Annotated in this window: 17 protein-coding genes, 1 tRNA gene and 1 pseudogene; 6 read left to right on the top strand and 13 right to left on the bottom strand. The window is 38.2% G+C overall.

Features of this window, described 5'->3' with window-relative positions:
- Positions 1-95: 95 nt before the first annotated feature.
- From NPA36_RS08960 to NPA36_RS08950, 3 genes are all read right to left on the bottom strand, one after another.
- Entirely contained in the window at positions 96-761 is a 666-nt protein-coding gene (locus NPA36_RS08960; protein ID WP_256945816.1) for a deoxynucleoside kinase, read from the bottom strand.
- Between the two features lie 849 nt (positions 762-1610).
- Positions 1611-2030, bottom strand: coding sequence for an RrF2 family transcriptional regulator (locus NPA36_RS08955; RefSeq protein WP_256945788.1), 420 nt, complete (start codon positions 2028-2030; stop codon positions 1611-1613).
- 95 nt (positions 2031-2125) lie between these two features.
- Positions 2126-3487: an FAD-dependent oxidoreductase gene (locus NPA36_RS08950; protein ID WP_256945787.1), complete on the bottom strand. Its 1362-nt coding sequence runs from the start codon at positions 3485-3487 to the stop codon at positions 2126-2128.
- Positions 3488-3647: 160 nt separating this feature from the next.
- Here NPA36_RS08950 and NPA36_RS08945 point away from each other — a divergent pair, with 160 nt between their 5' ends.
- Positions 3648-5381, top strand: a complete 1734-nt coding sequence (locus NPA36_RS08945) for a M3 family oligoendopeptidase (RefSeq protein ID WP_256945786.1) — start codon at positions 3648-3650, stop codon at positions 5379-5381.
- A gap of 333 nt (positions 5382-5714) precedes the next feature.
- On the opposite strand, the gene NPA36_RS08940 is transcribed toward NPA36_RS08945, so the two are convergent.
- The 8 genes from NPA36_RS08940 to NPA36_RS08905 form a co-directional block, all read right to left on the bottom strand.
- On the bottom strand, positions 5715-6077 hold the full coding sequence (locus NPA36_RS08940; RefSeq protein WP_256945785.1) for an FMN-binding protein: 363 nt from the start codon (positions 6075-6077) through the stop codon (positions 5715-5717).
- A gap of 11 nt (positions 6078-6088) precedes the next feature.
- Positions 6089-8080 (bottom strand): type I pullulanase, encoded by a 1992-nt coding sequence (gene pulA, locus NPA36_RS08935; protein WP_256945784.1) that lies wholly within the window; start codon positions 8078-8080, stop codon positions 6089-6091.
- A gap of 184 nt (positions 8081-8264) precedes the next feature.
- Entirely contained in the window at positions 8265-8804 is a 540-nt protein-coding gene (gene ntdP / locus NPA36_RS08930) for a nucleoside tri-diphosphate phosphatase (RefSeq protein ID WP_256945783.1), read from the bottom strand.
- Positions 8805-8928: 124 nt separating this feature from the next.
- Entirely contained in the window at positions 8929-10158 is a 1230-nt protein-coding gene (gene mutY, locus NPA36_RS08925; protein WP_256945782.1) for an A/G-specific adenine glycosylase, read from the bottom strand.
- Positions 10155-10964 (bottom strand): recombination regulator RecX, encoded by an 810-nt coding sequence (recX, locus tag NPA36_RS08920; protein ID WP_256945781.1) that lies wholly within the window; start codon positions 10962-10964, stop codon positions 10155-10157. The genes mutY and recX overlap by 4 nt, the downstream gene beginning before the upstream one ends.
- Before the next feature lie 82 nt (positions 10965-11046).
- Positions 11047-11119 (bottom strand) — tRNA-Arg (locus NPA36_RS08915).
- A gap of 51 nt (positions 11120-11170) precedes the next feature.
- A complete protein-coding gene (locus NPA36_RS08910) occupies positions 11171-11623 on the bottom strand; it encodes a threonine/serine exporter family protein (RefSeq protein ID WP_256945780.1) in 453 nt (150 codons plus the stop codon).
- Positions 11620-12390, bottom strand: a complete 771-nt coding sequence (locus NPA36_RS08905) for a threonine/serine exporter family protein (protein ID WP_256945779.1) — start codon at positions 12388-12390, stop codon at positions 11620-11622. The genes NPA36_RS08910 and NPA36_RS08905 overlap by 4 nt, the downstream gene beginning before the upstream one ends.
- A 291-nt stretch (positions 12391-12681) precedes the next feature.
- Here NPA36_RS08905 and NPA36_RS08900 point away from each other — a divergent pair, with 291 nt between their 5' ends.
- Both NPA36_RS08900 and NPA36_RS08895 read left to right on the top strand, forming a co-directional pair.
- On the top strand, positions 12682-14199 hold the full coding sequence (locus tag NPA36_RS08900; protein ID WP_256945778.1) for a flavocytochrome c: 1518 nt from the start codon (positions 12682-12684) through the stop codon (positions 14197-14199).
- A gap of 461 nt (positions 14200-14660) precedes the next feature.
- Positions 14661-15740 carry a YdcF family protein gene (locus NPA36_RS08895; RefSeq protein WP_256945777.1) on the top strand — a complete coding sequence of 360 codons (1080 nt, stop codon included), beginning with the start codon at positions 14661-14663 and terminating at the stop codon, positions 15738-15740.
- 118 nt (positions 15741-15858) lie between these two features.
- Here NPA36_RS08895 and NPA36_RS08890 read toward each other — a convergent pair whose 3' ends face one another.
- Positions 15859-16998, bottom strand: coding sequence for a glycoside hydrolase family 88 protein (locus NPA36_RS08890; RefSeq protein ID WP_256945776.1), 1140 nt, complete (start codon positions 16996-16998; stop codon positions 15859-15861).
- Between the two features lie 248 nt (positions 16999-17246).
- Here NPA36_RS08890 and NPA36_RS08885 point away from each other — a divergent pair, with 248 nt between their 5' ends.
- Positions 17247-18098, top strand: coding sequence for an AraC family transcriptional regulator (locus NPA36_RS08885; RefSeq protein WP_256945775.1), 852 nt, complete (start codon positions 17247-17249; stop codon positions 18096-18098).
- A 441-nt stretch (positions 18099-18539) separates the two neighbouring features.
- On the opposite strand, the pseudogene NPA36_RS08880 reads toward NPA36_RS08885, so the two are convergent.
- A pseudogene (locus NPA36_RS08880) lies at positions 18540-19331 on the bottom strand (PfkB family carbohydrate kinase); the annotation flags it as partial.
- 118 nt (positions 19332-19449) lie between these two features.
- Here NPA36_RS08880 and NPA36_RS08875 point away from each other — a divergent pair.
- Both NPA36_RS08875 and NPA36_RS08870 read left to right on the top strand, forming a co-directional pair.
- Positions 19450-19887: an HTH domain-containing protein gene (locus NPA36_RS08875; protein ID WP_256945774.1), complete on the top strand. Its 438-nt coding sequence runs from the start codon at positions 19450-19452 to the stop codon at positions 19885-19887.
- A 53-nt stretch (positions 19888-19940) separates the two neighbouring features.
- Positions 19941-20213 (top strand): IS3 family transposase (locus NPA36_RS08870; protein ID WP_256945773.1); only part of this gene is annotated, 273 nt, incomplete at its 3' end.

Genomic DNA, 20213 nt, shown 5'->3' with positions numbered 1-20213 from the left:
TTCTTTTTTAGGAAACTCTTTTGCTTTATTAATTTGAAGGACTTTTAATCCAACATCTCTATTTTATTTAATTGTTACCGATACTGTGTTATCCCTTACTTGGCTGGAATATTCATTTTATCAAGCTTTTCTCGAATTTGTGTCATGACTTTTTGCCGGTCTTCTTCTTTTTCAATATCAAGCTGGTCAATTTGAAGAATTAAAGTTTCACTCTTATTATACGACTTAAACCATTCATCATACCGGCTATGCAAATTTTTGTAGTAGTCCAACAGTCCAGGATTTTGGTCATCGATTTGTTCGAATTCTCTACCACGTCTTTGAATTCGGTCTAAATGGATATCAAGTGGTCCACGCAAGTAGACTAACAAGTCTGGTGCTTTCTTTGGCATACCATCCAATTCTTCCATCATATTATCTAATAAAGAAAGATAGGTATCCATTTCTGCATCACTCATATGGCCTGTTTCGTAATTAATCTGAGTAAAAAGTGCGTCCTCATAAATGGAACGGTCTAAGACATTGTGTCTATCAACCAGAGCCTTTTTAATACTTTTAAAGCGTGTATTAAGAAAATGAATCTGTAAGGCAAAGGCCCAACGTTTTGGATCCTCATAAAACATTTCTAAAATACGGTTATCATCGACACTTTCATAAAATGGTTTACTGCCTAATTCTTTGGCAATCATCTCTGTATAGGTGCTCTTGCCAGCACCAATCATTCCAGCTAAAACTATCACTGCTTGTAGTTCTCCTTCCATCATTCAACCTATCCTTTTTGGATTATTCTATATTCATTTGCTTTTCAGCTTAATATTTTTCTCGCCATCTTACAAAGGCAATACAAATAGTATACAGAAAAGGTTGATTGATTGAAAGAAGATTCTAGTTTCTCTTTCTTACAAGGTGAAAAGAGTTCTAGAATAACTATCAGAAATAATGGTGCAGTGCTTAGCTGCTTACGTATCTGTAAAAAGTCCATAATGACTAGTGGTTATTTTTAAATCACAAAAGAGTTTTGCGAAAATCTTATCAGAAATGAGAACGGTGGCACCGCTGTGAGCCTTGGTCTCACAGCTTAGCTGTCTACGTGATTGTAAATCGACTAAAGCCGAAACAATCACTGTGCGTCAGCTATGCTTTGCACCGTTATCTCTGATAAGATTTTCGCAAAACTCTTTTGTTTGAATAGTAGCCTTGACTTTTTCTCCAACCTCTTACAAATATGTAGACAGCTAAGCACTGAGATCAAGGGTCACCATTTTAAATTCTGATAGTTATTCTGGAACTCTTTTGTGCCTTTAACATATTGATATGAGTAGACGAGTATTTATATTCAGTAATCATTAATTTGTCAAGGTAGCCCAGAACGCTTCTCTATTAGAATTAAACTATACATTTTTCAGCAGACAAAAAGAATCGCTAGACAGTTTGACAGAAAATCACGGTGTAAAGCATGACTGACGCACAGTAGCTATTTCGGCTTTAGCCGAATTACAGATACGTAGTCAGGCAAGTCCTGAGACCAAGGCTCAGGACGGTGCCACCGAATTGATTTTCTGTCAAACTATCTAGCGACTCGATCTCACAGCACCATTTCCAATATTATATTATTGAAAACTCTTAATCTGTTCATGAATATCTGCCACTGTTTTTGTGTTCAAGTAACGAATTTGTTCTTGAATCAACTCCTCGGATAAGTTCTGCATAACTTTCCCCATATTGGACGATACCAAACAGTCAATATCTACCGAACCCGTATATTGTTTTGCCGTAGCCGTATCTGCTCCAACATGGCGATACAAATCTCCAAGTCTAATGGTATTAGGATCCATGACTAAGGAATAACCACCCTTTGGACCATTGACTACATCAACCAGATTCTTCTTGTGCAAACTCCCTAAAACTCGCCTAATCGTCACTGAGTTGGTACAAACATTCTCGCCCAACTGACTACTTGAAAAACGCTGATTTGGGTGGTGCGCTAGAAATACCAAACAATGTGTTGCAACCGAAAAATCATTCTTCATGTCACTACTTCCTCCCTAAGTTTCAATCCCTTACTATGTTACTGAATTCCACCAAAGAGAACAAGAAATATGCACATTTTTTCATAAATTGATGTTTAGATTAAAGCAAATAAGTCGTTTAAAGCTTCTGACATGGTTGGGTGCGTATAAATTTGGTCACGTAAGCTAGTATAAGGTAAGCCTGCCGACATAGCTGTAGAAATGGTATTAATCACTTCATGAGACTCTTCCGCAAAAAGTGTTGCTCCTAAGATGAGCGAAGTTTCTGCATCAACAACAGCTTTGTAGAGACCAACTTGATTGCCTAGAATTTTTGCTTTTGGAATAGCCGTCACCGGCAAAGTCGCAACCTTAATCTTGTACCCTGCCTCTTGCGCTGCCTTCTCGGAAAGTCCTACGTTAGATAAAGTTGGGTGAATGAAGACTGAGTTTGGAATCAAACCTCTCTTTTTAGTTGAATAAATGCCATCTTCAAACAAGAAACTCTTAACCACACGGAAATCGTCTAGTGAAACGTAGGTAAATTGTGGTCCACCATTGACATCACCTAGAGCAAAAATATTGTCCTTATTGGTTTGTAAATACTCATTGACTGCAATCGTTCCTCTTGGCGTCAATTCAACGCCAGCCTTGTCTAGGTCTAGGCCTTCTACATTTGCTCGTCTTCCTGTAGCCACTAAAACGCCATCTACTTGAACAGTTTTTTCAAGTCCATCAACACTATAAGTGACACTAGCCGATTTGCCATCTGTTTCGACAGAAACGATAGAAACGCCTAACTCAAAGGTAACCCCCATGTTTTCTAGAGCTACTTTGACTGCCTGTGCAATATCAGTATCTTCACGTGGCAAAAAGTCTGTTGCCAAGTCAATTACTGTCACTTCTGAACCGAATTGGCGATAAATAGAAGCAAACTCTAAACCGATATAACCACTACCGATAATCAAAAGTTTTTCTGGCAAGGTTTCAAGGTTCATGATTTCTTCACTAGTATAGATAGGTCCACCGATTTCCAAGCCTTTGATTGGCGGTACAAATGGTCTTGCTCCTGTATTAATAAAAATACGCTCGCCGACATATTCAAGTGTACCTTCTGACGTATCAACCGCTACTGTATGCTCATCTAAGAAACGTGCTTTTCCATCCACTACTTCAACAGCTTCAACCGCATCTGCTTTATCGTAGTTAGCTTTATTAAGAGCGGCTATAAGCGCTTTTTTCTTCTTAACTGCTTCTTTGTAATATTCTTCCTTATCCATATTGCTATAAGCTCTGCGCTCCGCAGAAGTTGCTAAGGCTTTGGAAGGGATACAACCAACATTAATACAAGTTCCACCATACATTAATTTTGACTCTTCCACCAAAATGACGCTCTCACCCTTAGAACCTAAATATCCTGCTAACGTTTTGCCCGCTTTACCGAATCCGATAATAATATTTTTTACGTGTTTTGCCATAGGGTCACTCTCCTTCTCTTATATATGTAATTTTATCAATTACAATATAAAATTACAAGTAATTGAACTTGAAAGATAAAACTAGGACGTGTATCCTTAACTTTATAGACAAATCGCTAGTAGCTTCATATGGCTAGCTTAAACTAAGGGGGACATTTTCATGTACAAATGGTCATTAGATGACTTATACACGTCATTTACCAGTCCAGAATATCAAGCGGACTTTAAACGGTTGGACAGTCTACTGAAAGAAATGCAAGAGTACCAGTTAGTTGATACTCTTGAAGGCGTTAAAGGAGCCATCAATCTGGTTGAAGAATACAATGAGCTGCTTTCTCGCTTAAGTGCTTTTATTAACTTAACCTTGACCACGAACACAAGTGATCCGGTGGCAAACAACGATATGAGTTTGCTTAGCCAAAAAAATGCTAATTTCCAAAAAGAGTTGGCACGTTTCAGAAAATTCTTCGGCACTACACAGGTTGACCTTAGCCAAGATCCTACATTAGCTGGCTATACCTTCCTCTTTGAAGAAGCTTCTAAGGAAGTGAGTCACATCTTATCCGATGACGTTGAGGAAGTGATTGCCAAACTGACTGTCAGTGCGGGAGACGCTTGGGAACAGCTACAAAGTTATCTAACGTCTACTGTTGAAACGGACTTCAAGGATCAAAAAACTACCTTAAGCGAAATCCGCAATCTGGCTTTTGATGCTGACCCTCAAGTACGTAAGGATGCCTTTCTTGCTGAGCTTGATATGTATCAAACGATTAAAGAACCCATCGCTTTTGCCTTAAATAATATTAAATCTCAAGTGAATACCGTATGCGAATTGCGTGATTTCGAAAGTGGACTTGACCAGGCTTTACACCATTCTCGCATGAAGAAAGAAACTTTAGATGCTTTATTATCTGCCATGCAAGACTCTCTTCCAGCATTTCGTCGTTACCTCAAACACAAAGCATCTTTATTGGGACACAGTAACGGACTACCTTTCTATGATTTATTTGCTCCAATGGGTCAAAGTAACCGTCGCTTCACTATTGAAGAGTCAAAAGATTTTCTCCTAGAGAATTTTTCAACCTTTTCTAAAGATTTGGCAGATATGACGGAAGAATTTTATGACAAGAGCTACATTGATTTCCTACCTCACAAAGGCAAGGTTGGTGGAGCCTTTTGTTGGAACTTGCCATTCATTAAACAATCTCGTATTTTAACCAACTTCTCCGGTTCCCTTAGCGATGTTGTTACATTGGCTCACGAATTAGGACATGCCTACCACGGCCTTCATATAGAGAACCATCAAATCCTAAATCGTGACTACTCTATGCCAGTCGCTGAAACAGCTTCAACTTTTAACGAAAATATCATTATGAATACTGCTATCAAGGAAGCAGATGATGCTGAAAAAATTGCCTTGATTGAGTCACAATTACAAGACACCACACAAATCATTGTGGACATCTATTCTCGTTACCTATTTGAATCTGCTGTCTTTGAGAAGCGCCAATCTGGCTTCTTGTTTGCTGATCAATTAGAAACTATGATGTTAGATGCACAAAAAGAAGCCTATGGTGATGGACTAGACCCAGAATACTTACATCCTTATATGTGGGTTAATAAAGGGCACTACTACTCAGCTCATTTAAGTTTCTACAACTTCCCATACGCATTTGGTGGGCTTTTCTCTAAAGGGCTTTATGCTATCTACCAAGAAAACCCTCAAGGATTTGTTGAAAAATACCAAGAATTGCTCTACATGACAACCGTTTCTAGCGTAGAAGATACCGCAAAAGTAATGGGCATTGATTTGACTAAGAAAGAGTTTTGGTCTAAAGCTTTAGGACAAGTTGAAGAAAGCATTGACCAGTTTATTGCTTTGACGAGTAAATAATTGGTTAGAGCTGGGTAATTATAACAAAAGAGTCCCCGACAAAGGGAGCAGAAATAAGAACAGTGGCACCGCCGTGAGCCGAGGCCTCACGGCTTAGTTGTCTACGTGGCTGTAATCGGCTGAAGCCGAAACATCCACTGAGCGTCAGCTATGCTGATACACCGTTATTTCTGGTCCTTTTGTTGGGGACTCTTTTGTTTTGTTATCATATAATTTTTCCCTAACCACATGATTATTGTGCTAAGGTACATTTAACCAAAAAACACCCTCAACAAGTAGCTTTGGCTTTTTATGGGGGTGCTTTTTATTTTTTAATAGTATGAATTTACTCGCTTATTGTCTAGCCTGGTCCAGCGCCTTTGACACAGCCTCTAGTACAGCGTCTGGTTTTTGACTAGCCCCAGAGACAACATCCACATCCAGACTTTGATTTTCTAAAATTTGTTTTTTTATCTGGTTAACATAGGCCGCCGACTGAGAGCTGGCATCCCCTTCAATCTCGAACTGAATATTATCAATTTTAGACGAAGATACCATCACGATGGCTTTAATCTGCTTACCATCCTGTAAAAGAGCAGTGCCTTCATAGTTACCAGCCTTATAAGAATTGCCATTTGCAGAGCCTGAAGAATTTCCACAAGCGGACAAAATTAATAGGAATACACTCAACAAGCATATATTCTTTATAAATCTCATCTCTGTCCTCACTAGTTAACAGGTTTACGCAAGCGGACAACCAGACTATCTAAGGCATCCACTCGAACCATATTCGTCTCAGGAATCAATTTGCTACCATCTTCTTTGACCGTGCCATCTTCAACCAAAACCAAATAGTCTCCAGTTGGAACAGGAATGTCTACAAAATGGTCTAACCCGTTAAAGGCAATTACTAAGGTTTCCTCTTCCGTTTCAATACTATAGGCAATAATATGAAAGTCAGTTCGGATCATCCGGAAACTTGCTTGAATTTCTTCATAGTTTTGCAAGCGCAATGCTGGGCTATTTTTTCTAAGGGAAATCAAGCCTTTTACATAATCAACATAGCTCGCATACCGATCACGTCTTGACCAATCAATCTTGTTGATGGATTCTGGTGAAGCATAGCTATTCTCGACACCGTACTTGGTTCTCAAAAATTCTTGGCCACTGTGCAAGAAGGGAATCCCTTGTGACAAAAGAATGATGGTGGTTGCTAGTCGGTGGCGTTTAATGATATTCATATCTGGCTCACCAATCATAGAGATTTGTAATTTGTCTAAAAGAGTGAAGCCGTCATGAACTTCTACATATTGCACGACTTGTTGTGGACTAGTGTAAGTACCACGATTGCTTGGAAAATTAATAGCCCCTGCAATATTTTGATAGAGCCAGCCTTCTTCCAATATTTTATGAGATACAAATCCGTGTGTATTCATTCCAGCAAAATCAGATCCCTTTAAGGAATCACGAATGGCATCATTAAAGAAACCTATTCCAGGTAATTGGTTGGCGTTTTTTTGTGTCGCTCTTTTATCGGCCGGCAAATTGTAACCCATATCCCAGCCCTCACCAATCATGATAATTGAAGGGTCAATTTCATCTAAAGCCTTCCTAATTTCCATCATGGTGTCGATATCATGCAAGCCCATCAAATCAAAACGGAATCCATCCATATGAAATTCTTTGGCCCAGTAGAGAACAGAGTCTACGATATATTTCCGCATCATCTTACGTTCACTAGCCGTTTCATTGCCACAACCTGAACCATTAGCTAAGGTACCATCCTCGTTGTAACGGAAGTAGTAACCCGGCACCGTTTTTCCTAAGCTTTGTTGGGCTGGTTTGTAGACATGATTGTAGACCACATCCATAATGACACGGATACCACGGTCATGGAAACTTTGTACCATAGACCGTAACTCTCTAATTCGTAAGTCTGGGTTCAAAGAATTTGTTGAGTAAGTACCTTCAGGAACATTGTAGTTCACAGGGTCATAGCCCCAATTGTATTGGTATCGACTTCTGTAACGCTCATCTAATGTTTCAAAATCAGCTATAGGCAGGAATTGAACGTGAGTGACACCCAATTCTGTTAGGTAATCCAAACCAGTAGATAGACCAGCTGGAGACTTAGTTCCTTCTTCGGTTAAGCCAATAAAAAGTCCATTATTGACCACACCGCTATTGCTAGCAGTTGTAAAATCACGAATATTCAATTCATAAATAATAGCGTCACTCGGACTTGTAAAACTTGGTAAGCGGCCACCCCAATTGATGGGTTTAGCCCTATCAAGGTCAACGACTACTGAACGTTGCCCATTAACAGTTGTTGCTCTTGAATAAGTATCCACCGTAATCACAGGTTGGTCATAATCGGGAAAGTACAAGCGATAGACATAGGACTTAAATAAAAAATCTCCATACAGATGAAGTTCAAAAACCCCACGCTCTTCTTTTTCCATTTGGATAACTTGGCCTTCGCCACTGTATTGACCATCAAATAAAATTAAATCTACTCTATCTGCCGTAGGGGCCCAAATTCTAAAATCAGTATAATTAGTATGGTATAAAGCACCAAGCTCCCCATCATAAGCATATTCTTGGTCAAACTCCTCCGATTGTAATTCTCTAATTCTTTCAGGTGGCAAATCAATTTTAAAGATATGACTTGTTCCTTCAAATACAATATTATCGTCTAAACGGCTTCCCGCAACGTTCATGGTTATTCTCCTTAATTAATTGTCTATGGTTTTATATTTTTTAACCTAATCGTTAAATTAGTTTTTTGAATTTTGTTTGTGAAATTTATACTATCACTTTTCATGATAATACATATTCTACCAGAAAAGAAAAAAGAAACGAATGAATTAGCTCATTCGCTTCAATCCACTACACTATCGCGAGTTACTTGTTTTGATTGCTTAGCTGACAGTAGCGTTCAAACCACATATCTACATAAGCTGGTGAGAAAGGACCTTTTTGATTATTAATCCAATCCACGAGTATTTCGACATTTGCTTTCAAAATCTGGTCGATATCTTTTGAATAATGCATTTGTCTTCGGTGCATTTCGTACTCGTCTACATCTAACAGGCGTTTTTCTCCATCCGGAAAAATCTTGATGTCTAAGTCATAATCAATGTACTTAAGAGCCTCTTGATCAAGAACATAAGGGGAAGCGAGATTACAATAATATGAGATTCCTTTTTGGCGAATCATGGTTACTATATTAAACCAATAATGTTTATGGTAATACAATAAAGCCGGTTCTCTTGTTACCCATCGTCTCCCGTCTGATTCTGTTACTAAGGTATGGTCATTGCAAGCAATAATGGATTGATCGCTTGTTTTTAGAACCATACTGTCACGCCATGTGCGATGTAGGCTTCCGTCATGCTTGTAACTCTTGACAGTGATGAAATCTCCCTCTTTTGGATTTTGCATCACGGTGCCCAACTTTCTAAATAACGATTTGAAGTTTCTCCCAATAAATGGAAGTCTTCATGTTTTTTCAATTCTAGAATAGTATAGCACAAACAAAGGAAAAAAGGGATTTTCAAACAATAAGTCATTGTCTTTTTTTATTTTTTTCTAACTGTTGAATACTTTGCCACATTTTTTGTTGTGGTTTGGCAAAGGCATAGCTGTCAAAATCTTCTTTTGCCACCCAACGAACTTCCTTATCAGCAACTTGGGTACACAATTGCAGATTTTCATCAGAAGAATCAATGCTACCAAAAGTTAAATCCAAGTACCATTTTTGATGGCTAAAGACATGAGTTATCTGAGCAACACTTATCTCCTCTTGCCAAGACGGGCGAAGATTGTAATGCTTCTCAAACTGACTAGTTAAGGGTATCCCTTGGTTAGGGTAATCATGACCTATATTTTCTGCCACCAATCCAAAATGGCCTTCTTGATTCGCTGAAAATAAATCCAATTGGCTGTCAAATGGTTGATAGTTCTCCATAATTGGGAAATGCCAAAAACCACTGAGAAGATCAGAATGGATATTCTTTTCTAAAAGGTAGTGCCCTTCTTCATTTTGAATAATAAAGGCTTGGAAACGAACTGCCCTCGGTTTTTTTTTCGGTTTTTTAACCGGATATTTGTCCATGGTTCCATGTAGATAAGCAGCTGAAAATTCTTTAACAGGACTCTCTTCTGGTCTTGGATTTTTAGGGCTTTCGATATCAGCTCCTAAGTCCATCAGAGCTTGGTTAAAGTCTCCCGGACGCTTAGGGTCAATGAGTTGCTCCGCAATTTCTTGGTAAATTTTGCGATTGGCAGGGTCTCCAATATCCGCCTCCACTTCAAACAAGCGGCTGATGACACGCATGAGGTTCCCATCTACTGCCGGTTGAGGCAAATCAAAAGCAATACTAGAAACTGCCCCAGCCGTATAGGGACCAATGCCTTTCAAGGAAAGAATCTCTTCATAAGTTTGTGGAAATTGCCCTTGGAACTTATCCATCATTTCCTGAGCAGCTTGCTGCATGTTGCGAACTCTTGAATAGTAGCCCAACCCTTCCCAAGCTTTTAGAAGCTTGTCTTGAGGCGCATTGGCCAAGCTTTCAATGGTAGGGAACCACTGGAGAAATCTAAGATAGTAAGGGATGACCGTATCCAGCCTAGTTTGTTGGGACATAATTTCTGAAACCCAAATAGCATAAGGATCTTTGGTATGACGCCAAGGTAAGTCTCTTTTATTATGGTCATACCAAGCTAAGAGTTTAGAGCGAAAATCTTCAATTTTTTCAGTTGACCACATGTCAACACCGTAATCTTCTAAGTTCATTCTTCCAATTCCATTTCTTTTTGTCTCATATAGGCATCAATATCTTCTTGTACAAAACCTTTTCGATACAAAGCTGATTTAACCTTTTGAATCAACTGTTTACCAGTAGTTTTTCTACTATAAGTCGCAAACATTTTTTCTGCATGTTTGGCCAGAATATCTAATTCCATCTCTTCTTGTCTCTTAAAGGAAAGTTGAGGAATAATTTGTTCATATATCTCTTTGGTATAGCCCTTTTGCATCAAAAATTGGATGACTTTTTGTTTGGCTTCTCTTGGTGAGACGTTTGAAAGACGGTTTAAGTATTTTTGAGCGATTTCTCTTCCATTTTCAACCTGTTCTTCAGGGCTGTATTCTTCTAGGGCTTGTTGGATTTCTGGTTGCAGAACTCCCTTATTCTTGAGCTCCCGTTCAACAAGTTTTGGTCCCTTTCGTGAGAGGTTGGCACTGGTTCTGGTAAAGCTATCAGCATAAAATTGGTCGTCAATATATTTTTGTTCTTTTAGGCGTTGGATAGTTGCCTCAATAGCTGCTGGACTAATTTCATTCTTAAGTAGCTTTTGTCGAACTTCTTTTTCGGTTCTCATCTGGTGAGTTAAATATTTTAAAGACAAGCTATAGGCTCTTTGTAGGTAATCTTCATGCTCGATCTCTTTGATTTGCTCGGGGCTTAATTGGCTACCTTTAAATAGAGCGAACTTGATGAGAGTTGCTTCTTGTACACCAAAAGCATACTGTTCGTTTAAATAAATGGAGTAGCGTTCCTTATTTTTTTTCTGAACTTCTATCTTGGTGATTGTTTGCAAGGGATAACCTCCTTTTCTGGATTGAACAAAAAAACAGTCGAGAACTAGCCTTGACTGTTTGTATACTTACTGCATAAACCTACGACGCTAGAGAGACTTGAACTCCCGACCTAACGTTTAGGAAACGTTTGCTCTATCCACTGAGCTATAGCGTCATGGTCTTATTGTGACATATTCTTGTTTTAATGTCTAGAAACAAAACCGACCTATTTTGAATGCCAAAGATGATTTCTAAAGTCTTTGGAGATAATAGAATAAACCTTAAATAGTGAATCAATGGTGAAAATCGCTAGAGCAATCATACCAGCAACCATAAAGGTTTCGTTTAAATAGTGTTTACCCATCTCAGGATCCTTCATAATATACCAATAGACGGTGCGATACATGCCGGCTCCCGGTACCAAAGGAAAGAATCCCGGTATAAAAAAGACGGTCACAGGCGTTTTAAACTTACGCGCTGCAAGATGAGAAAGAAAGGCAATAAACAAGCCACTAATATAGGTAGCACTATAGGTTCCTAGACGTTCCTGAAACATCAAAAACACTAACCAACCCGCTCCACCTAATAGGGCGATATACCAAGATAGCTTTTTAGGTGCATCAAAAAAAATACAAGAAAAATATACTGCAATAACGGCACTGACTACTTGAAACATCATAATAACTCGGCACCTCCTGCTAGAATCATCGCAATGGCTACACCTAAAGCTACAGAAAGCGCCGTGACAAAGGCTTCCAAGGCTCGAGCCACCCCTGAATTATAATCTCCACGTAAAGTGTCTCGAATGGCATTGGTAATGGCAGTCCCAGGTACCAAAGGCATCATAGCCCCAACGATAACTACCTCCGCATTCAGATTTGGCAAGAGTGTATTCTTCACTAGCACAATCAGTAGCACCATTGGGATTAAGGATAAAACGTTTGTAATAAAGTTACCCATGCTAAGTTTGGCATCCAGTTTGGTCACAAATAAAAGAACAATGGCCACAAAGCTGGCAACTAACATTTCTAAAAGTCCGCCCCCATAGAGCGCTGAATAGCCTCCGCACATAACCAAAACACTTAAGCGTTGCATTAAAGGTGAATATTCGGATGCTTCAATTTCTTGCAATTTATCGTAAGCTTCGTCCAAGCTAATTTGATTTAGAACCAATCTCCTAGAAATATTGTTTACTTTATAGATTCGATTCAGATTGGTTTCACGCTTAGAAACTCTTCTAATCTCTGTCAACGAGTCAATACACTTGTCATCCAAAGTCGCAAAGACCCCAGTTGCCATGGCGAAGGCCTCACAGGTTTCAAAATTAGACGTAGATAAAATATAGTTCATCGTTTCCTCAACACGGTAAGTTTCGGCATTGCACTCCAACATGATTTGTCCGGCGAGGATGGCTGTATCCATTAATTTTTTTGCGTAATCTTTCATGGCATTCTCCTGGAAATTATTTTCTCAATTGCACTCATTATATCATACGTCTAACCACAAAAATAATCTATAATCGTGAAAAAATAGTTTTCTCAATACTTGCCTTGCTTTTTCTAGGTTGCCCTCTTGTGAAAAAATATTTTCTGCCAATATCGTTGCCCTTCTTTTAAATGTCATATCTAATAGTTTTCTCATGAAAAAAATAAGAGCTTTTTCCATTAAATGATTGATTTTTCACAATCATATGTTATTATTTCTATATGGAATAGAATTTATTTTGGAGGGGAAAACATGAAAAAGAAATTACTATCAAGTTTGACACTTGCCGCTATGTTGTTTTTAGCTGCCTGTGGAAATGGTGCGACTAGTGAGTCAACTAGCTCATCAGAAAGCTCACAATCGTCATCTTCTGAAGAAGTCGTAACAGGTGCATCCGAACAACAATACACCGACCCAGCAGAGATGAAAGATAGCTATGATATCATCATCATTGGTAGTGGTGGTGCTGGTATGTCTGCTGCCATCCAAGCTAAAGATGCTGGACTGAACCCAGTTATCTTTGAAAAAATGCCTGTTGCTGGTGGAAATACCATCAAATCATCTGCTGGTATGAACGCATCACAAACTAAGTTCCAAGAAAAAGAAGGCATCACGGATTCAAACGATTTGTTCTATGAAGAAACACTAAAAGGTGGAAAAGGGACAAATGACCCTGAATTATTACGTTACCTTGTAGATAACTCATCATCTGCTATTGATTGGTTGGATTCAATGGGCATCACTCTAGACAACTTAACCACAACTGGTGGAATGAGCCAAAAACGTACTCACCGTCCAACTGATGGTTCTGCAGTTGGTGAATATTTAGTTGCTGGCTTACTACGCAATCTATACGATCGCAAAGTGCCACTGTTCGTTAATTCAGACGTGGTTAAAATCACCGAGAAAGATGGAAAAGTTACCGGTGTCGAACTAGTTCTTAACGGCAAAGACAAGAAGACTATTTCAGCAAAAGCAGTGGTTATTGCAACAGGTGGTTATGGTGCTAACATGGATATGGTTAAGGAATACCAACCACAATTAGATGGCTTTGTCACAACTAATCAATCCGGAAGTACTGGGGACGGTATCAAAATGGCTCAAGAACTTGGTGCTGCTACTACCGAAATCGAAGCTATTCAAATTCACCCTACTGTTGAACAAAAGACTTCTATGTTAATCACAGAAGCTGTCCGTGGTGAAGGGGCTATCTTAGTATCTCAAGCTGGAACTCGTTTCTTTAATGAAATGGAAACTCGTGATAAAGTATCTCAAGCTATTATCGGATTGCCTGAAAAATATGCTTATCTAATTTTTGATGCTAGTCTAAAAGACCGTGTCAAAGCCATTGCCTTCTATGAAAAACAAGGCGTCGTTGAATCAGGTGAAACACTTGAAGCCTTAGCTGAAAAAATTGGTGTTCCTGCCGATGCCTTAAAAACAAGTTTAGAAAACTGGAATGGATCTGTAGAATCTGGAACAGATAGCGAATTTGGGCGTACTACTGCTATGGAAAATCCTTTGGCAACTGCTCCTTATTACGCTATTAAAATCGCACCTGGTATCCACCACACAATGGGTGGCGTTAAAATTAATACCAATACACAGGTATTAAAAGAAGATGGAAGCGTCATTAATGGTCTATATGCTGCCGGTGAAGTAACTGGTGGAATTCATGGACAAAACCGTATCGGTGGAAATGCTGTTGCTGATATCATTATCTTCGGTCGTCAAGCAGGAACACAATCTGCTGCGTATGCTAAAGAATAAAACTATTCTAAAACAACTGAATATTTTTAACTTAAAAGGGACTAGATTATTAGTCTCTTTTTTGTTTGAGGTATTCGAGCTTAAGCAACAAGAGCTAGTGAGTAGAGTCAATTTCTAATTCACAAAAGAGTTCCCGAGAACTATAGCCGAAATCGAAACGGTGGCACCGCCGTGAGCCTTGGTCTCACTGGCTTAGCTGTCTACGTGGCTGTAAATCGGCTGAAGCCGAAACATCCACTGTGCGTCAGCTATGCTATACACCGTTATTTCGGTTATAATTCTCGGGAACTCTTTTGTTTTGTTATACTAGAAACTTCTTTTCCAACTCCATTTTATTTTTATTACTAAACCTCTGATCAACTAATCCCAACTTAATACCCCACATTTCAATAAGAGAAATATGGTTTAAAAACGGGATTTATGCTACACTATTCTAAAAATTATGCTTGGGAGGAGTTATTTTGTATCAACTATTAGCGTTTGCTATTTTATTATTTCCTTTTTTTACTTTTGCTTATTGGATACGAAAAAAACCAACTAGTTTATGGACAGGCTTTTGGTTTTTGTTATTTGCGGCTTGTAGTACTATTATTCTAGTAGTGCTCATAGAACAGGTTTCTACTTTCTTGGCGGCAGCCATTGCAATACCTTTGGCTATTATTTTATTATTCTTTGCAGTTTTTGGGGTTTATGCAATGGCGATTGCTCTATTTTGGAATGAACGAGTTTTACTAAAGTACGAACGAGCATCATTTGCCAACTTCTTACCCTTGATTGTTGGAAGTGCCATTATCCTTTTTCAGCTTATTTTTTGGGTTGTGATAAGGACTGTTACTAATGTAACCATTTTGAGTATAATGACCCTAATTAACTCTTGCTTTGTTTACTTTGCTTTATTGTTTATTTTATATGCTTTGACATCCATCTTATTTAATCAGTACCCTATCAGAAAGCCGGTTGACTACATTATTATCCTTGGAGCTGGTTTAGATAAGGACAAAGTCACCCCTTTATTAGCAAGCCGCATTGAAGCGGGCCTTAAACTTTATAACAAGCAAATCGCAAAAGGGTACCAGCCTACTATTATCTTATCTGGTGGACAAGGTGCGGACGAAGAGATCTCTGAGGCTCAAGCCATGGCTAACTACATTCAAGAAAAAGGCTATGCTGTCGATAAACTCTATCTCGAAGACAAATCCACTAATACCAAAGAGAACCTACTCTTCTCGCAAGCTGTTGCTCAAGAACATGACGGTATTGCCGGCTTTTCTAAGAAATCAGTTGTAGTTGCTTCCAACAATTACCACATCTTACGTGCTGGTAAACTAGCTCATTCACTTGGAATACCTGTGCGAGGTGTTGGTTCAAAAACTAGACTCTACTACTTACCAACTGCCTTTATTCGTGAATATGTTGGTTACTTGGTACTAACCAAAAGACTTCATCAAACAATGATTGGTATATTATGTGCCCTAACTCTGATTCCGGTTGTGTTTGATGTTATTGGTTTTCTTGTGGAGTATTTTTCTAAGAATAATTAAGAGATTTTGACAGTGTTGAGTATCTCTTAAAACTAAAAGTACCGCTCATCATTTGATGATTGAGCGGTACTTTTAATTTATATGGCAATTAATATCATTAATATTATAATTCTCCTCTCTACCAAATTTCTAGTTCTTTACCAATTAGCTTTAACAGCCCTTCAATGTAATAGTGGTCTGCATAAATTAATGAGGAATTTTTTTCTAATTCATCATGGTATCTAACAGCACAACCATGGATAATTCCGTCATAATTATCATCATAATTAGCTATTTCAGATAGTTTTTCTAATATTTTGATGGCATTGTCTTGGTAAAATGCTTTTTCATTTCCTTCAACATGATTGGAAATTTCCAGTAATCCGCATGCAATAATTGCAGTAGCACTTGCGTCTGTATCTTCTGTCGTCTTTGGTGCTCTGAAGTCAATTCGAGCTAAGTAATCTGTTTGTGCTAGATGACTCAAGACATAATGGGCAACTTTTTTAGCAACATTTAAAAAGAAAGCATCTTCTGTATATTTATAGGTTAAAGCAAATCCGTAAATTGCCCAAGCCTGTCCTCTTGACCAAGATGAATCACTTGAAAAACCTTGTCCTCCCTGACTTTCTAAGAAATCACCTGTATAGGCATCAAAGACACCTATATGGTTAACAGAACCATCTTCTCTGACCAAATTTCTAGCAATACTGTGTGCATGATTAACCGCAATTTGTTTAAACCGAGGATCATCTAGCTCTAGACTTGCCCAAAATAAGAGCGGTATATTCATCATACTGTCAATAATCACCCAACCTGAACAGTCCACTTCTGTTTGTTCCCTATTCCAAGCACGGATGAATTGCCCCTTTGAATTGTATCTAGCTGCCAAAATGTTGGCAGCATGAATGCTTCTTTGATACGACCGCCTGTTGGGAAGTAATTTGTTATGGATAACCGATGTTGGCAACCACATAAATCCAACATCATGATGTAGGTGTTCAAATTCTGATAAGGCCAAATCTAATTGATTTTCTAAGTTAATAGCTTTTTCTTTGTATATTTTGTTACCTGTGATACTGAATAGTTGCCAGTTAACACCTCCATAAAAACCATTTGTCCACCAAGCAATATCCGTTTTCAATTTGTTGTCATAGTTTCCCTTTAAAGAGATATAGGGAATCCCATTGCCAATTCTTTTTAATTGAGCTTGCATCTTATGATCAATTCTAAATAATTCGTCTGCGACCCAATTCATTTGACTAATTCTCTCTGCCATTCCATCTAACTCCCTTACTCTTACTTATGAACCAATTATAGTGTAACGCTTTCACGGTCGGAAGAACGAAAAAAAACTACTACTATACAAAAAAAAACTAGATCTAAGCTATGGCCTTTGTTTTCTAATGAAAAGCTGCAATTTTTTATAGAAAGTTTTATGTTTAATCGAAATTTTTGTATAATAGTAATGACAATGGGACTAGGCAAATACGTCCCTAATTCTTTAATAGGAAGGAACCTATCCTCATGGAATATATTATTGAGCATTTTGAAACCAACACTTTAACGTCACATGGACATACAAGTGAGCAATCCATCTTTATTCCACACCTTCATAATCACTATGAAGTCAATCTTTTCTTAGATGGTGATGTCTTGTTTTTTATCGATGGGCATTCTATCCAACCTCAAAGAGGCGACTTATTTTTAATCAACAATACCCAAATTCATGGCCCAAAAGTGTTGTCAGATTCCGTTTATGAACGTGCCATCATTCATTTTTCACCAAAAGTTGCGAACAACTTGTCAACGAAGGATACGGATTTATTAAAATGCTTCATTGGTCCTAATAGTAAAAAAAATCACCTGATTCATCTATCTGAAGAAGATATTGCAACATTTATAGACATTACTGACCGCTTGGAAGAAATGGAAAAACAGAGTAAATTTGTCTATGGCGATGATATTTTGATTAATAATATGCTCTGCTATCTTCTGATTTTGATTAACCGAGAAGCACTCAAAGATACTCCTCCACTATTAGAGAAAAAAGTAAACCACCTTTCAGAAATCGCTCAATTAATCATCGACTATACTCGTACTAATATTCATCAAGCCATTTCTCTGTCAGACTTGGAAACCAATTTGAACATGAACCGTCATTACTTGAATCGTGTCTTTAAAAATGACTTGGGCATCTCCATTTACAACTATATTCTGCTCAATAAAATTGCCCTAGCCAAGGAACTATTGGCTAACAGCTCCTTACCCAATGATGTGTCTGACTCACTAGGCTTCAAAGACTACTCTACTTTTGCTAGAGCTTTTAAACGAATTACATCACTATCTCCACAAAATTACATCAAATCAATCCTTTAAAACTATTGCCGTTTTTCCATATAAAATCGTTTTTTCTTATTTTTCCAAACTTTCTATAGTATGTTGTGAGTAGGAAATAGATTTTTAAGTTACCGATATTACGCAATACTCTCAAAAGAATAATCAAGAAATACTAAAATAGACATATGACCTACAAACTTAATCATGTATAACCAGTAAGGAAGACTAATCAAAGGGCTTTATCCTAATAAAGCAAAAGGGTTTCCAAGAAAAGCATCAGAAATAACGGTACCACCGTCATTTCTGATGCTTTTCTTGGAAACTCTTTTATGATCTAGAAGTAAATTTAGTCATTACAGACTTTAGTGTCTAACTTTCTTTACTGGTTATACATAGCGAATATAGGGAGTGGAAGAAAGAGCTTTAGCAAATTAAATGAAAGTCTACATGATAAACGAACTAATTATAACCATTTACTCTTTAGCGACTAATCTTTCCTGTTCCACTAGCCAAAAATGCTTTAATCTCATTAACACTAAACGGATTGCAATCTCCGTGAACCGTATGTTTCAAAGCAGATGCTGCTGTAGCAAAGTCAATCAATTCTTGCGGCTCCATTTCTAGAATTAAACCATGTAAAACACCGGCCGCAAAAGCATCTCCACCGCCAACACGGTCCACAATTGGGGTGATTTGATGCATTTTAGATTGGTAGAATTTCTTATTTATCCAAATAGTACCACTTAGAGAATTATTACTAGCGGATATAATCTCGCGTTTTGTTGAATAGAGAACCGTAATGTTAGGATAGCGTTTTTGAATTTCTTGGTAGTCATCCATCAGTTGATTTTCTGAATTATTTTTTTCGTCAATACCAAGTAGATATCTAGCATCCAAGCTACCAGCTGAACAGTAGTCAATATGAGGTAAAACTTGCTTCAAAAATTCTCCAGCCTCTTCTTGCGTCCAAAGTTTGCCACGATAATTGATATCAAAACTAATTTTACACCCTTTTTCTTTGGCTGTTTGTATCAACTTCAAGGTAGCGACTTGCCATGATTGGGACAAAGCAGCAGTAATACCACTAATATGGAAAAGAGTTACACCTTTAAACAGTGTCTCCAAATCCCATTCTTCTATATTCATATCCGCAAAACTAGAATGAGCCCTATCATATATCACAGAAGCCGGCCTTTGACCAACTCCAGTCTCTAAGTAATAGGTTCCTAGACGCGGTCCACCTAATAACAAAAAATCAGTTTTAACCTGGTAAAATGGACCCTATAAAATGGACACGACCAAAAAAACAGTGTTCATTTTATAGGGTTCATTTGTCGATTCTACTCTAGTATCGTACAATGAATACAACCAGTGGATTGGAGCGATTGATATGATGTTAAACTATTTTACACAAGAACAGGTAGAGGAATTGAAAAAGAACCCCTATGTCAAAAAGGTCAGTTCTACGACAATCACCTACGCCGACAGCTTTAAAGAGCACTTTATCAGTGAATATGCCTCAGGAAAATTCCCTACTAGAATCTTTCGTGAGGCTGGTTTTGATGCGAGCGTGCTTGGGCAAGCTAGGATCCAAGAGTTTTCTAGACGGGTAAAAGGCTATGCCAAAAGACCCGAAGGGGTGGAGGATCAGCGCGCTTACGCACCTAGAACCGGCCGTATAAAACGAACAGAACAAGAAGAAATCGACTACTTACGCCATCAAATGAAAGTCAAAGACCAACAAATTGAAGTTCTAAAAAAAAATCTTTTTTTCAACCGGAAAGCGGCAATGAAACGCAAGAAAAATTCGCCTTCATCCAATGCCTGATGCTTCATGGCAAGAACTTATTGACTCTTAAATGGGTATGTGAAGCCCTTCAAGTGTCTCGGTCTGGCTATTACAATTGGGTAAAGCGCCAAGAATATCGTGAGGCAAAAGAAGAAAAAGACCAAGCTGATTTTACGATCATCCTAAAGGCTTATCATTTATACGAAAAAGCGTGTGGCTCTAGGGGGATTTATATGCGCCTATTACACCAAGGAATCAAAATGAACCGCAAAAAAATTCAACGACTCATGAGAAAATACCAATTGTTTTGTTCTATCCGTAAGCCTAATCCATATAAGAAAATAGCACGTGCTACCCAAGAAAAT

This window comes from Granulicatella seriolae, from assembly GCF_024543085.1.
Classification (GTDB): Bacteria; Bacillota; Bacilli; order Lactobacillales; family Aerococcaceae; genus Granulicatella; species Granulicatella seriolae.
Note: the sequence above shows the minus strand (reverse complement) of the source record. Positions and strands in the feature narration are given on the sequence as shown.